Origin of the sequence: Streptomyces sp. NPDC006193 (assembly GCF_040613915.1) — a bacterium.
GTDB lineage: Bacteria > Actinomycetota > Actinomycetes > Streptomycetales > Streptomycetaceae > Streptomyces.
The window spans coordinates 63,841-77,248 of record NZ_JBEXTB010000003.1 but is presented as its reverse complement, the minus strand read 5'-3'; the positions used below and the strand labels follow the sequence as shown (position 1 = coordinate 77,248).

General features: G+C 71.5%; 14 protein-coding genes. 9 read left to right on the top strand and 5 right to left on the bottom strand.

Going from position 1 to position 13,408, the window contains the following annotated elements; translation table 11 throughout:
- Positions 1-4: 4 nt before the first annotated feature.
- The 8 genes from ABZ261_RS04115 (at position 5) to ABZ261_RS04080 (ending at position 6,841) form a co-directional block, all read left to right on the top strand.
- Positions 5-253: an ATP synthase subunit C gene (locus tag ABZ261_RS04115; protein WP_010357477.1), complete on the top strand. Its 249-nt coding sequence runs from the start codon at positions 5-7 to the stop codon at positions 251-253.
- 34 nt (positions 254-287) lie between these two features.
- Complete coding sequence (locus tag ABZ261_RS04110; protein ID WP_356855057.1) at positions 288-833, top strand: F0F1 ATP synthase subunit B; 546 nt, start codon at positions 288-290, stop codon at positions 831-833.
- Positions 830-1,645 (top strand): F0F1 ATP synthase subunit delta, encoded by an 816-nt coding sequence (locus ABZ261_RS04105; protein ID WP_356855055.1) that lies wholly within the window; start codon positions 830-832, stop codon positions 1,643-1,645. The genes ABZ261_RS04110 and ABZ261_RS04105 overlap by 4 nt, the downstream gene beginning before the upstream one ends.
- Before the next feature lie 140 nt (positions 1,646-1,785).
- Positions 1,786-3,378, top strand: a complete 1,593-nt coding sequence (gene atpA / locus ABZ261_RS04100) for a F0F1 ATP synthase subunit alpha (RefSeq protein ID WP_356855053.1) — start codon at positions 1,786-1,788, stop codon at positions 3,376-3,378.
- 21 nt (positions 3,379-3,399) lie between these two features.
- Positions 3,400-4,317 carry a F0F1 ATP synthase subunit gamma gene (locus ABZ261_RS04095; RefSeq protein ID WP_356855051.1) on the top strand — a complete coding sequence of 306 codons (918 nt, stop codon included), beginning with the start codon at positions 3,400-3,402 and terminating at the stop codon, positions 4,315-4,317.
- Entirely contained in the window at positions 4,318-5,754 is a 1,437-nt protein-coding gene (gene atpD, locus ABZ261_RS04090; RefSeq protein WP_356855049.1) for a F0F1 ATP synthase subunit beta, read from the top strand.
- A gap of 111 nt (positions 5,755-5,865) precedes the next feature.
- A complete protein-coding gene (locus ABZ261_RS04085) occupies positions 5,866-6,240 on the top strand; it encodes a F0F1 ATP synthase subunit epsilon (RefSeq protein WP_067129289.1) in 375 nt (124 codons plus the stop codon).
- A 154-nt stretch (positions 6,241-6,394) separates the two neighbouring features.
- Entirely contained in the window at positions 6,395-6,841 is a 447-nt protein-coding gene (locus ABZ261_RS04080; RefSeq protein ID WP_356855047.1) for a DUF2550 domain-containing protein, read from the top strand.
- Positions 6,842-6,932: 91 nt separating this feature from the next.
- Here the strand turns inward: ABZ261_RS04080 and ABZ261_RS04075 are convergent, their stop codons facing one another.
- From ABZ261_RS04075 to ABZ261_RS04065, 3 genes are all read right to left on the bottom strand, one after another.
- Positions 6,933-8,765, bottom strand: coding sequence for a glycoside hydrolase family 18 chitinase (locus ABZ261_RS04075; protein ID WP_356855045.1), 1,833 nt, complete (start codon positions 8,763-8,765; stop codon positions 6,933-6,935).
- Between the two features lie 123 nt (positions 8,766-8,888).
- Positions 8,889-9,530: a response regulator transcription factor gene (locus ABZ261_RS04070; RefSeq protein WP_356855043.1), complete on the bottom strand. Its 642-nt coding sequence runs from the start codon at positions 9,528-9,530 to the stop codon at positions 8,889-8,891.
- A 4-nt stretch (positions 9,531-9,534) separates the two neighbouring features.
- Positions 9,535-10,698, bottom strand: coding sequence for a histidine kinase (locus ABZ261_RS04065; RefSeq protein WP_356855041.1), 1,164 nt, complete (start codon positions 10,696-10,698; stop codon positions 9,535-9,537).
- A 152-nt stretch (positions 10,699-10,850) separates the two neighbouring features.
- Between ABZ261_RS04065 and ABZ261_RS04060 the strand changes: the two genes are divergently transcribed.
- Entirely contained in the window at positions 10,851-11,471 is a 621-nt protein-coding gene (locus tag ABZ261_RS04060; RefSeq protein ID WP_356855039.1) for a hypothetical protein, read from the top strand.
- Between the two features lie 594 nt (positions 11,472-12,065).
- Here the strand turns inward: ABZ261_RS04060 and ABZ261_RS04055 are convergent.
- Both ABZ261_RS04055 and ABZ261_RS04050 read right to left on the bottom strand, forming a co-directional pair.
- Complete coding sequence (locus ABZ261_RS04055; RefSeq protein WP_356855037.1) at positions 12,066-12,638, bottom strand: cob(I)yrinic acid a,c-diamide adenosyltransferase; 573 nt, start codon at positions 12,636-12,638, stop codon at positions 12,066-12,068.
- A 13-nt stretch (positions 12,639-12,651) separates the two neighbouring features.
- Positions 12,652-13,401 carry an ABC transporter permease gene (locus ABZ261_RS04050; RefSeq protein WP_356855035.1) on the bottom strand — a complete coding sequence of 250 codons (750 nt, stop codon included), beginning with the start codon at positions 13,399-13,401 and terminating at the stop codon, positions 12,652-12,654.
- Between the last annotated feature and the right edge of the window lie 7 nt (positions 13,402-13,408).

The window sequence follows — 13,408 nt, the reverse complement described above, 5'->3', positions numbered from 1 at the left end:
CGGCATGTCCGCTCTCCAGACCCTTGCCGCCGGCGTCGAGATCAAGGGCAACCTCGGCTCCATCGGTTACGGCCTCGCCGCCATCGGCCCGGGCGTCGGCGTCGGCATCATCTTCGGCAACGGCACGCAGGCCCTGGCCCGCCAGCCCGAGGCGGCCGGCCTGATCCGCGCCAACCAGATCCTGGGCTTCGCCTTCTGCGAGGCGCTCGCCCTGATCGGTCTGGTCATGCCGTTCGTCTACCCGAGCGCCTGATCCGACCGTCGCCCTTTAGACGAAAGGCACTGATATGAGCCCCCTGGTTCAGCTTGCGGCTGAGGAGGCCGAGAACCCCCTCATCCCGCCGATCCCAGAGCTCGTCATCGGCCTGATCGCCTTCGTCATCGTCTTCGGCTTCCTCGCCAAGAAGCTCCTCCCGAACATCAACAAGGTTCTGGAAGAGCGCCGTGAGGCCATCGAGGGCGGTATCGAAAAGGCCGAGGCCGCGCAGACCGAGGCCCAGAGCGTCCTTGAGCAGTACAAGGCCCAGCTCGCCGAGGCCCGGCACGAGGCCGCGCGCCTGCGCCAGGAGGCGCAGGAGCAGGGTGCCGCGCTCATCGCCGAGATGCGGGCCGAGGGCCAGCGGCAGCGCGAGGAGATCATCGCCGCCGGTCACGCCCAGATCCAGGCCGACCGCAAGGCCGCCGCTGCCGCGCTGCGTCAGGACGTCGGCAAGCTCGCCACCGACCTGGCCGGCAAGCTCGTCGGCGAGTCCCTCGAGGACCACGCCCGCCAGAGCCGTGTGATCGACCGCTTCCTCGACGAGCTCGAGGAGAAGGCCGAGGCCGCGCGATGAACGGAGCGAGCCGCGAGGCACTGGCAGCCGCACGTGAGCGTCTGGACGCGCTGACGGACTCCACGTCCGTGGACGCCGCGCGCCTCGCCGACGAGCTGGCGGCCGTCACCGCGCTGCTCGACCGCGAGGCCGGCCTGCGCCGGGTCCTCACCGACCCGGCGCAGCCCGGAGAGGCGAAGGCGCAGCTGGTCCAGCGCCTGATCGGTGGCCAGGTCAGCGGCACCACCGCCGACCTGGTGTCCGGGCTGGCGCGCTCCCGCTGGTCGCAGTCCCGCGACCTGGTGGACGCGCTGGAGGAGCTGGCGAACATCGCCGACCTCACGGCCGCGGAGCGGACGGGCGCCCTCGACGACGTCGAGGACGAGCTGTTCCGGTTCGGCCGGATCGTCTCCTCCAGCACCGAGCTGCGCGCCGCGCTCACCGACCGTGCCGCCGGCGCCTCGGCCAAGTCCGAGCTGCTGCACCGGCTGCTCGGCGGGCGGGCCAAGCCGGCCACCGAGCGTCTGGTGACGCGCCTCGCGACCGCGCCGCGTGGACGTAGCCTGGAGACGGGGCTGGAGTCCCTGTCCAGGCTCGCCGCGGAGCGCCGGGACCGGATGGTCGCCGTCGTCACGTCGGCGGTGCCGCTGAGCGACCCGCAGAAGCAGCGCCTCGGCGCCGCCCTCGCGAAGCTCTACGGCCGCCGGATGCACCTCAACCTGGACGTGGACCCCGGGGTGCTCGGCGGCATCCGGGTGCAGGTCGGTGACGAGGTCATCAACGGCTCCATCGCGGACCGGCTGGACGAGGCCGCCCGCCGCATGGCGAGCTAGCAGCAACTCGACAACTCGAGACAAGCAGTACGTACTTACGGCCCTGGTTGGGCCGTGCAGAGGATTCACCTCCTGTTGGGGGGAGTCCCCATCCCCCCAAAGTGAAACTTCGGGCCCAACAAGGAGAGCAGGGAACCCAGATGGCGGAGCTCACGATCCGGCCGGAGGAGATCCGGGACGCGCTGGAGAACTTCGTCCAGTCGTACAAGCCGGACGCGGCCTCGCGCGAGGAGGTCGGTACGGTCACCCTTGCCGGCGACGGCATCGCGAAGGTCGAGGGTCTTCCCTCGGCCATGGCCAACGAACTGCTGAAGTTCGAGGACGGCACCCTCGGCCTGGCGCTGAACCTGGAAGAGCGCGAGATCGGTGCCATCGTCCTCGGTGAGTTCAGCGGCATCGAGGAGGGTCAGCCGGTCACGCGCACCGGTGAGGTCCTCTCCGTCGCGGTGGGCGAGGGCTACCTCGGCCGCGTCGTCGACCCGCTCGGCAACCCGATCGACGGCCTCGGCGAGATCGAGACCGACGGCCGCCGCGCCCTCGAGCTGCAGGCCCCCACGGTCATGCAGCGCAAGTCGGTGCACGAGCCGATGGAGACGGGTTACAAGGCCGTCGACGCGATGACCCCGATCGGCCGTGGTCAGCGTCAGCTGATCATCGGCGACCGCCAGACCGGCAAGACCGCCCTGGCCGTCGACACGATCATCAACCAGCGCGACAACTGGCGCTCGGGCGACCCGAAGAAGCAGGTCCGCTGCATCTACGTCGCCATCGGCCAGAAGGGCTCCACCATCGCCGGCGTGCGCCGCGCGCTGGAGGAGAACGGCGCCCTGGAGTACACGACCATCGTCGCCGCCCCGGCGTCCGACCCGGCCGGCTTCAAGTACCTGGCGCCGTACACCGGTTCGGCCATCGGCCAGCACTGGATGTACCAGGGCAAGCACGTCCTGATCATCTTCGACGACCTGTCGAAGCAGGCCGACGCCTACCGCGCCGTGTCGCTGCTGCTGCGCCGCCCGCCGGGCCGTGAGGCCTACCCGGGTGACGTCTTCTACCTGCACTCCCGCCTGCTGGAGCGCTGCGCCAAGCTCTCCGACGAGATGGGCGCCGGTTCGATGACCGGTCTGCCGATCGTCGAGACCAAGGCCAACGACGTCTCGGCGTTCATCCCGACCAACGTCATCTCCATCACCGACGGCCAGTGCTTCCTGGAGTCGGACCTGTTCAACGCCGGTCAGCGCCCCGCGCTGAACGTCGGTATCTCCGTCTCCCGAGTCGGTGGTTCCGCGCAGCACAAGGCGATGAAGCAGGTCTCCGGCCGCCTCCGTGTCGACCTCGCCCAGTTCCGTGAGCTGGAGGCGTTCGCCGCCTTCGGTTCCGACCTGGACGCGGCCTCGAAGGCCCAGCTGGAGCGCGGTCAGCGCATGGTCGAGCTGCTGAAGCAGGACCAGTACCAGCCGATGTCCACCGAGGACCAGGTCGTCTCCGTGTGGGCCGGCACCACCGGCAAGATGGACGACGTCCCGGTCGCCGACATCCGCCGCTTCGAGAAGGAACTCCTGGAGTACCTGCACCGCAAGGAGCAGGGCCTCATGACCTCCATCCGCGAGGGCGGCAAGATGTCCGACGACACGCTGACGGCCGTCGCCGACGCGATCGCCGAGTTCAAGAAGCAGTTCGAGACCTCGGACGGCAAGCTGCTCGGCGAGGACACTCCTGCCGCTGCCGCCAAGTGACGTAAGGAAGGGACCTGACTCATGGGAGCCCAGCTCCGGGTCTACAAGCGTCGCATCCGATCCGTCAGCGCGACCAAGAAGATCACCAAGGCGATGGAGATGATCGCCGCCTCGCGCGTCGTCAAGGCGCAGCGCAAGGTGGCGGCCTCCACGCCGTACGCGCAGGAGCTCACGCGCGCGGTCACGGCGGTCGGCACCGGCTCGAACACCAAGCACCCGCTCACCACGGAGGCGGAGAACCCGACCCGTGCCGCGGTCCTGCTCCTCACGAGCGACCGCGGTCTGGCCGGCGCCTTCAACTCCAACGCCATCAAGACGGCGGAGCAGCTGACCGAGCGCCTGGAGCGCGAGGGCAAGCAGGTCGACACGTACATCGTCGGCCGGCGCGGTGTCGCCCACTACAACTTCCGTGAGCGCAAGATCGCGGAGTCGTGGAGCGGGTTCACCGACGAGCCCACGTACGCGGACGCCAAGAAGGTCGCGGCGCCCCTGATCGAGGCGATCGAGAAGGACACGGCCGACGGCGGTGTGGACGAACTCCACATCGTCTACACCGAGTTCGTCTCGATGATGACGCAGACGGCGCTCGGCGCCCGGCTGCTTCCGCTGCGCCTCGACGAGGTCGCGGAGGAGACGAAGCCGCAGGGCGGGATCCTCCCGCTGTACGACTTCGAGCCCTCGGCGGAGGACGTCCTCGACGCGCTGCTGCCGCGCTACGTGGAGAGCCGGATCTACAACGCGCTGCTCCAGTCGGCCGCTTCGAAGCACGCCGCCACGCGGCGCGCGATGAAGTCGGCCACCGACAACGCGGGCGAGCTGATCAACACGCTCTCCCGTCTTGCCAACGCGGCCCGCCAGGCCGAAATCACCCAGGAAATCAGCGAGATCGTCGGTGGCGCGAGCGCCCTGGCCGACGCGACCGCGGGGAGTGACCGATAAATGACCACCACTGTTGAGACCGCGACGGCTACGGGCCGCGTCGCCCGGGTCATCGGCCCGGTCGTCGACGTGGAGTTCCCCGTCGACGCGATGCCGGACATCTACCAGGCCCTTCACGTCGAGGTGGCCGACCCGGCCAACGCCGGCGAGAAGAAGACGCTGACCCTCGAGGTCGCGCAGCACCTGGGTGACGGCCTGGTCCGCACCATCTCCATGCAGCCGACCGACGGTCTGGTCCGCCAGGCCCCGGTCGTCGACACCGGCGCCCCGATCTCGGTGCCGGTCGGCGACTTCACCAAGGGCAAGGTGTTCAACACCCTCGGTGAGGTGCTGAACGTCGACGAGTCCTACGACGGCGAGCGCTGGCCGATCCACCGCAAGGCCCCGAACTTCGACGAGCTCGAGTCCAAGACCGAGATGTTCGAGACGGGCGTCAAGGTCATCGACCTGCTCACCCCGTACGTCAAGGGCGGCAAGATCGGCCTGTTCGGCGGCGCCGGCGTCGGCAAGACGGTGCTCATCCAGGAGATGATCTACCGTGTCGCCAACAACCACGACGGTGTCTCCGTGTTCGCCGGTGTCGGTGAGCGCACCCGTGAGGGCAACGACCTCATCGAGGAGATGACCGAGTCGGGCGTCATCGACAAGACCGCCCTGGTCTTCGGCCAGATGGACGAGCCCCCGGGCACCCGTCTGCGCGTCGCGCTGGCCGGCCTCACCATGGCCGAGTACTTCCGTGACGTCCAGAAGCAGGACGTGCTGTTCTTCATCGACAACATCTTCCGCTTCACGCAGGCCGGTTCCGAGGTCTCCACCCTGCTCGGCCGCATGCCGTCCGCGGTGGGTTACCAGCCGAACCTGGCCGACGAGATGGGCCTCCTGCAGGAGCGCATCACCTCGACCCGCGGTCACTCGATCACCTCGATGCAGGCGATCTACGTCCCCGCCGACGACCTGACCGACCCGGCCCCGGCCACCACCTTCGCCCACCTCGACGCGACGACGGTTCTGTCCCGTCCGATCTCCGAGAAGGGCATCTACCCGGCCGTGGACCCGCTGGACTCCACGTCCCGGATCCTGGACCCGCGCTACATCTCGCAGGACCACTACGACGCGGCGATGCGCGTGAAGACGATCCTGCAGAAGTACAAGGACCTCCAGGACATCATCGCGATCCTCGGCATCGACGAGCTCGGCGAGGAGGACAAGCTCGTCGTCCACCGTGCCCGTCGCGTGGAGCGCTTCCTGTCGCAGAACACCCACGTCGCCAAGCAGTTCACCGGTGTGGACGGCTCGGACGTGCCGCTCGACGAGTCGATCGCCGCGTTCAACGCGATCTGCGACGGCGAGTACGACCACTTCCCCGAGCAGGCGTTCTTCATGTGCGGTGGTCTCGACGACCTGAAGAAGAACGCGAAGGAGCTGGGCGTCTCCTGAGCTTCGCGCTCTCGGTGAGGGGGCGGGCGCGTCCCGCCCCCTTCGCCACGCCCCTTAGAATTGACCCCAACACCCGGCACTACCGCCGGGTGGTGACCCGAGGAGCCACCCTTGGCTGCTGAGCTGCACGTCGAGCTGGTCGCCGCCGACCGCCAGGTCTGGTCCGGCGAGGCCACCCTGGTCGTCGCGCGCACCACGTCCGGCGACATCGGCGTCATGCCCGGTCACCAGCCGCTGCTCGGTGTGCTGGAGTCGGGCCCGGTGACCATCCGTACGAGTGATGGCGGGACGGTCGTCGCCGCGGTGCACGGCGGTTTCATCTCGTTCGCGGACGACAAGCTCTCGCTGCTGGCGGAGATCGCCGAGCTGTCGGACGAGATCGACGTCCAGCGCACGGAGCGGGAGCTGGAGCGCGCGAAGGCGGAGGGCGACGCCGCCGCCGAGCGTCGTGCGGACGTTCGACTGCGTGCCGCGGCGGCGCGCTGAACCAGCCCCGCTGTACGTTGACGTCACTCAGCCGCGGCCGGCCCGGAGCAATCCGGTGCCGGTCGCGGCTGAGGCAGATGTGGGTGTCTTCTCCGTTCCATTGCTCACATACAGAAGCAGTTCCCCAACCTGAGAGACGAGGAGGTCGGTGCCGATGGTCCTCGCTCTGACTGTGTGCGGGATCGTGGTCGCGCTCGTGGTGGTGGGACTGTTCCTGTTCGGGCTGCGCCGCAGGCTGATCCAGCGCTCCGGCGGCACCTTCGACTGCTCGCTGCGCTGGGACGTGCCCGAGAAGCCGGACGCCGGCGGCAAGGGCTGGAGCTACGGCGTCGCCCGCTACAACGGCGACCGCATCGAGTGGTACCGGGTCTTCTCCTACGCCCCCCGCCCGCGCCGCGTCCTGGAACGCGCGCAGATCGAGGTGGCCGGCCGCCGGCTGCCCGACGGGGAGGAGGAGCTGGCGCTGCTCTCCGACGCGGTGGTGCTGGCCTGCACACATCGCGGTGTCCGCCTGGAACTCGCCATGAGCGAGGACGCGCTGACCGGTTTCCTCGCGTGGCTGGAGGCGGCGCCCCCCGGCCAGCGGGTGAACGTGGCCTGACCCCTGCGGCCCCCTCCGGGCGGGCGCACACGAGGAGGCGCCGCGGGCGGACCCGGAGGCCGCCCACGGCGCCGTCGCCGGGCGGAGCGGGTCAGCTCAGCCCGCTGTCGATGGCGCTCACCAGTTCGCCGTCGCTGGTGTCGCCGCTGAACTCCCAGAAGAACGCGCCGCCGAGGCCCTGGCTCTCGGCCCAGGCCATCTTGGACTTGACGGTGGCCGGAGTGTCGTACGACCACCAGTTGCCGCCGCAGTGCGCGTACGCGGTGCCGGCGATCGTGCCGGTGGCCGGGCAGGACGTCTTCAGGACCTTGTAGTCCTCGATGCCCTGCTCGTAGGTGCCGGCCGCGGGGCCGGTGGCGGTGCCGCCGGGGGCGTCCTGGGTGACGCCGGTCCAGCCGCGGCCGTAGAAGCCGATGCCGATGAGCAGTTTCTTCGCGGGCACGCCGATCGCCTTGAACTTGGCCATCGCGTCGGCGGTGGTGAAGCCCGCCTTCGGGATGCCGCTGTACGAGGTGAGCGGGGAGTGCGGGGCGGTGGGGCCCTTGGCGTCCCAGGCGCCGAAGAAGTCGTACGTCATCACGTTGTACCAGTCGACGTACTGGGCGGCGCCCGCGTAGTCGGCGGCCTCGATCTTGCCGCCGGCCGAGCCGTCGGCGGTGGTCGCCGCGGTGACCAGGTTGTTCGAGCCGAACTTGGCGCGCAGGGCGGCCATCAGGTTCTTGTAGGCCGCCGCCCCGCTGGTGTCGCAGGACAGGCCGCAGGCGTTGGGGTACTCCCAGTCGATGTCGATGCCGTCGAAGACGTCGGCCCAGCGCGGGTCCTCCACCAGGTCGTAGCAGGACTGGGCGAAGGCGGCCGGGTTCTTCGCGGCCTCGCCGAAGCCGCCGGACCAGGTCCAGCCGCCGAACGACCACAGCACCTTCAGGTGCGGGTACTTGGCCTTCAGCTGGCGCAGCTGGTTGAAGTTGCCGCGCAGCGGCTGGTCCCAGGTGTCCGCGGTGCCGCTGACCGACTGGTCGGCGGTGAAGGCCTTGTCGTAGTCGGCGTAGGAGTCGCCGATCGCGCACTTGCCGCCGGTGACGTTGCCGAAGGCGTAGTTGATGTGCGTGATCTTGGCCGCGGAGCCGGACGTCACCAGGTTCTTGACGTTGTAGTTCCGGCCGTAGACGCCCCACTCGGTGAAGTAGCCGAGCTTGACCTTGTCGCCGGTGGGCGGGGGAGTGGTGCTGCCGCCGGTGGTGTGCACCCTGACCGCGCCGCTGACCGGGCCGGTCTGGTCGGCGGTGTCACGGGCCTGCACGGTGTAGGAGTAGTCGGTGCCGGCGGTCAGGCCGGTGTCGGTGTACGACGTGGCGGTGACCGTGGCGACCTTGGCGCCGTCGCGCAGGACGTCGTAGTTCTTGACGCCCTTGTCGTCGGTGGCCGCGCTCCAGCTGAGCTTCACCGAGGTGTCGGTGACGGAGGAGGCGGTCGGGGTGCCGGGCGCGGAGGGGGCCGCGTCGCCGGGGACCGTGGTGCCGTCGCAGCTGTCGCCGTTCAGCGTGCAGTGGGACGGGGAGCCGGAGCCGGCGCCGTTGAAGCCGAAGGAGACGGAGGCGCCGGGGGCGATGGCGCCGTTGTAGGACTTGTTCTTCGCGGTCCAGTGGGTGCCGGAGCCGGTGACGTCCGCGTCCCACGCGGAGGTCACGGAGGTGCCGGAGGGGAAGTCCCACTCGACGGTCCAGGAGCTGATGCCGGTGGCGCCGGTGTTCTTGATGGTCCACTGGCCGCCGAAGCCGGTGCCCCAGTCGCTGGTCTTGGTGAAGGTGGCGGTCACGTTCGTGGCGTTCGCCGCAGCCTGGGCGGGGCTCGCGAGGCCGGCCAGGCCGGCCAGGGGGAGCAACAGGGACGCGAACCCTGCCGCGGCTCTGTGTCTGAAGCGCATGCTGCGCCTCCCTCGTCGTCGGGGGTGTCAGGGACATGACTGAGCCTTCATGTCCGAGTGCTGCGAGAGTAGGAAGGTCTGGACCATGGGTCAATAGGTCTGGACCAATTGCCCGGCGGGCGTCTAGACCCCCAACTCGCGGGCGAGCACGGCCGCTTGCACCCGGCTGCGCAGCCCCAGCTTGGCCAGCAACCGGCTGACGTGCGTCTTCACCGTGCCCTCCGCCATGTCCAGCCGGGCCGCGATCTCCGCGTTCGACAGGCCCTGCCCGATGCCGGCCAGCACCTCCCGCTCCCGCGGGGTGAGGTCCCCGAGCACCGCCGGGTCCGCCTGCGCCGCACGCGCCGGCGCCGCCGCGAACGCGGCGATCAGCCGCCGGGTCACGGCCGGCGCGACGATCCCCTCCCCGCGCGCCACCGTCCGCACCGCGTCCAGCAGCTCCCGGGCCTCGGCGTGCTTCAGCAGGAACCCGGCCGCCCCCGCCCGCAGCGCCCCGAACACGTACTCGTCGAGGTCGAACGTGGTCAGCACCAGGACGTCCGCCAGCTCCTCCGCGACGATCCGCCGGGTCGCCGACACTCCGTCGAGCAGCGGCATCTGCACGTCCATCAGCACCACGTCGGGCCGCAGCCGGCGGGCCAGCTCCACGGCCCGCTCCCCGTCCGCCGCCTCCCCGGCCACCTCGATGTCGGGCGCGCTGCCCAGGATGAGCACCAGGCCGGCGCGGACGGCGGACTGGTCCTCGGCGACCAGGACGCGGATCATGCGTTCAGCTCCCCTCGGTGAGCGGCAGTTCGGCGTGCACGGTCCACCGGTCCGCCTCGGGCCCGGCCTCGAACCGCCCGCCGAGCAGCGCGGCCCGCTCCCGCATCCCGGCGAGCCCGGCGCCCGAACCCGGGGCGCGCGGCCGGTCACCGGGGCGGTACGGGCTGGTCACCCGCACGTGCAGCAAGCCGTCGGCCTGCCACAGGCGGACCCGGACCGGCCCGTCCGCCGCGTGCTTCAGCGCGTTGGTCAGCGACTCCTGCACGATCCGGTAGGCGGCCAGCCCGACCGGCGCGGGCACCCGGTCGTGCCCGGCGTCCAGCGTGACGTCCAGGCCGTTGGTGCGGGCGCCCTCGACCAGGGCGGCCAGGCCGTCGAGGGTGGGGGTGGCCGAGGGCCGCCGGTCGCCGCCGTCCCGCAGGATCCCGATCAGCCGGCGCATCTCGGCCAGCCCCTCGACGCTGTTCTCCCGGATGACGGCCAGCGCGTCCCGCGAGGTCCCCGGATCGTCGAGGGAGAGCGCGGCCGTGGAGTGGATGGCGATCGCCGACAGGTGGTTGGCGACCATGTCGTGCAACTCGCGCGCCACCCGCGCCCGCTCGGCGGTCACCGCCTGCGTCCGGTCCATCTCGGCCAGCAGCGCGGTCTGTTCGGCGCGCAGCCGGGCGGCCTCGGCGGCGTCGCGGTGGTTGCGCACCAGGGCGCCGGTGGCGGCGGGGGCCAGCGCCACCACCCCGACGCCCACACCGATCAGCAGCCCCTGCGGATCGCGCCAGAGTGCCGCGGGGACGACCCCGCCGAGCACCGTCAGCATCCCGGTGATCCACGGGATGCGGCGCGCGGAGGCCGGGGTGCCGTACAGCACTGCCGCGTACACCAGGTCGGTGTACAGCACGACGGTGACGACGCTGCCGACGGTCACCGTGTCCAGCGCCAGCGCGGCCGTGCCGATCAGCAGACCGGTGCGGGGCAGGGTGCGGCGCAGCGGCTCGCAGGCGGCGGTCAGCGCCAGCGGCACCAGCGGCGCCCAGGCCGCCCCCCACAGCACCAGACCGTCTCCGGGCAGGCGCGGATGGATGCCGGCCGCCCACAGCAGCACCCCGCCGAGCAGTCCGCCCACGGCGATGCGCAGGTCGTCGCGGTGCGGGCGGGGCGGTGTGCGGGCCATGCCCTCCATCCAACACGGCCGGCGAGCGGCCGGCCTGCTCCCCGGGGAGGGTGCCGGGCTGCGACTTTCGCTTACCGCGGGTTCGTCTGCGCCGACGATGGAAACGGCGGCGCCGGCCGGGAGCCTGGAAGGGCGAACGAGGGGAGCACGCCATGATCGTCGGACTGGTCGTCGCCTGCGAGGTGGCCTTCTGGGTGCTGCTGGCGGCCGGACTCGCCTTCCGGTACGCGCTGCGGATGCCGCGAACGGGCATGGCACTGCTGCTGTGCGAGCCGCTGCTGGAGGTGGTGCTGTTCACCGTGACCGCGATCGACCTCAGGAACGGAGCCGAACCCGACTGGCGGCACGGTCTCGCCGCCGTCTACATCGGCTTCACGGTCGGCCTCGGCCACTCCACCGTCACATGGGCGGACGCCCGGGTCGCCCACCGCTTCGCCGGCGGGCCGCCGCCCGTGAAGCCCCCCAGGTACGGCTGGGCGCGCGCCGTCCACGAGGCGAAGGTCGCGGCCCGCTGGATCCTCTCCGCGGCCGTCGCCCTCGCCCTGCTCCAGAGCGCCGTCTGGTACGTCGGCGACGGCGGCGACACCACCTCGCTGCGCGCCTGGCAGACGCGCATGCTGTGGGTGATCGTCGTCAACCTGGTCGTCGCGGCGAGCTACGCGCTGTTCCCGAAGAAGGAACCGCGGGACCCAGGGGCCCGGGACCGCGCCGACCGGGCGGTCGCGCAGCCCGCCGACAGCGAGACGGGCACCGGGCGGTCGGCCCGGTCATGACGGACCCGTGCCGGGGCGCCTGCCGCGCGGGCGCGGAGCCGGTCAGCGGCACGGCCTGACCGCGCAGTCGCCGCACGCTGTGTCCACCAGGTCCACGGCGGCGGCTCGATCGCGGGCGACCGGTGCTCGCGGACCGGCATCCCGCTGGAGCGGCTCGACGCGCTCGGCACGGCCGTGGTGCCCGCGGACCACCGGCTCGCCCCCGGAGCCGCCGGCGCCGCCCTCGTCGAGGACTGCCACCGGGGGCTGCTCCGGATGACCGACCCGTCCCGCCGCCGGTACTCCGGCGGCCCCGGCGTCCGGACCCGCGGGAGGGCCGGGGTCTCCCCGCGCCGAAGGCCTCGGCTACGCCATCCGTGTCCGGGCGGCCGGCGAACCGGGGCCGCACCGCACGTCCGGGCGGCTGCCCCGACGCCCCGGACCGGCAGGCGCGCCTCCCGGCCACGGCCCGCCGCACCCGGCTCCCCGCCCGGCTCCTGCCCCCGCACGCCGCCGCACACGGACGCCGGCCCTCCGCGGCGGCACGCCGTGGCTCCGGCGCCGTGGGCGCGCCTGCCCCCGTGCGGGTCGGGAGCCACCGCGGCGGGGTGCCCTTCAGCGCTCGCCGCCCGGCACCCACAGCACGTCCCCGGTCTCCCGGTTGGCGCTGCGGGCCAGGATGAACAGCAGGTCGGAGAGGCGGTTGAGATAGGTCGCGGTGAGCGGGTTCATCGTCTCGCCGTGCACCTCCAGGGCCGCCCAGGTGGAGCGCTCGGCCCGCCGGACCACCGTGCACGCCTGGTGGAGCAGCGCGGCGCCCGGCGTGCCCCCGGGCAGGATGAAGGAGCGCAGCTTCTCCAGCCGCTCGTTGAAGCGGTCGCAGTCCGCCTCCAGCCGGTCGATGTAGAACTGCTCCACCCGCAGCGGCGGGAACTCCGGGTTCTCCACCACCGGCGTCGACAGGTCCGCACCCACGTCGAACAGGTCGTTCTGGACGCGGGTGAGGACCGCGACGATCTCCTCGTCCAGGCCGCCCAGCGCGATCGCGGCGCCGATGACCGCGTTGGCCTCGTTCGCGTCGGCGTAGGCGGAGATCCGCAGGTCCGTCTTGGGCACCCGGCTCATGTCGCCGAGGCTGGTGGTGCCCTGGTCCCCGGTCCTGGTGTAGATGCGCGTCAGATTGACCATGCGGCCAGCGTAGTTACGCCCCGGCCGTCCGGAACACCCGTGTGCCCGCCGTCACGGTCAGCGCCGCGAAGCCGACGGCGACCAGGACGCCGTAGAGCATGTGGGCGGTCGTGTAGGAGCCGACGTACGCGTCGCGGACCGCGTCCACCAGGTAGCGGAACGGCACGAAGTGCGACAGCACGTCCAGCCAGGCGGGCGCCAGGGTCATCGGCAGCATCAGGCCGGACAGCAGTATCGACGGCATCGACACCATGTTGATCAGCGGCCCGAACTCCTGCGGGGTGCGCACCTTCATCCCCACCGCGTAGGACAGCGAGGCGAGGGAGAGGGTGAGGACGGCCGCGAACGCGAAGCCGATCAGGATGCCCGCGAGCGGTGCGCGCAGGCCCATCGCCAGCGCCGCGAGCACCAGCAGCACCGCCTGGAGGACGAGGACCGTGGCGTCCCGCAGCACCCGGCCGAGCAGCAGGGCGAGCCGGCTGACCGGGGTCACCCGCATCCGGTCCACCACCCCCTGCCCCTTCTCCAGGATGACCGTGAACCCCGCGAACAGGCCGCTGAACAGCGCCAGTTGGAGGAGCAGGCCGGGGGTCAGCAGCTGCCAGGAGCTGCCCGCGCCGCCGAGCGGCAGACCGGTGAGCAGCGGCCCGAAGAAGACCAGGTGGAGCAGGGGCGTCAAGAGCCCGAAGAGCAGGGCGAAGCGGGAGCGCAGGGACTGGCGGACGTAGCGGCCGTAGACGAGGCCCGTGTCGTGAAGCAGCATGAGCGGT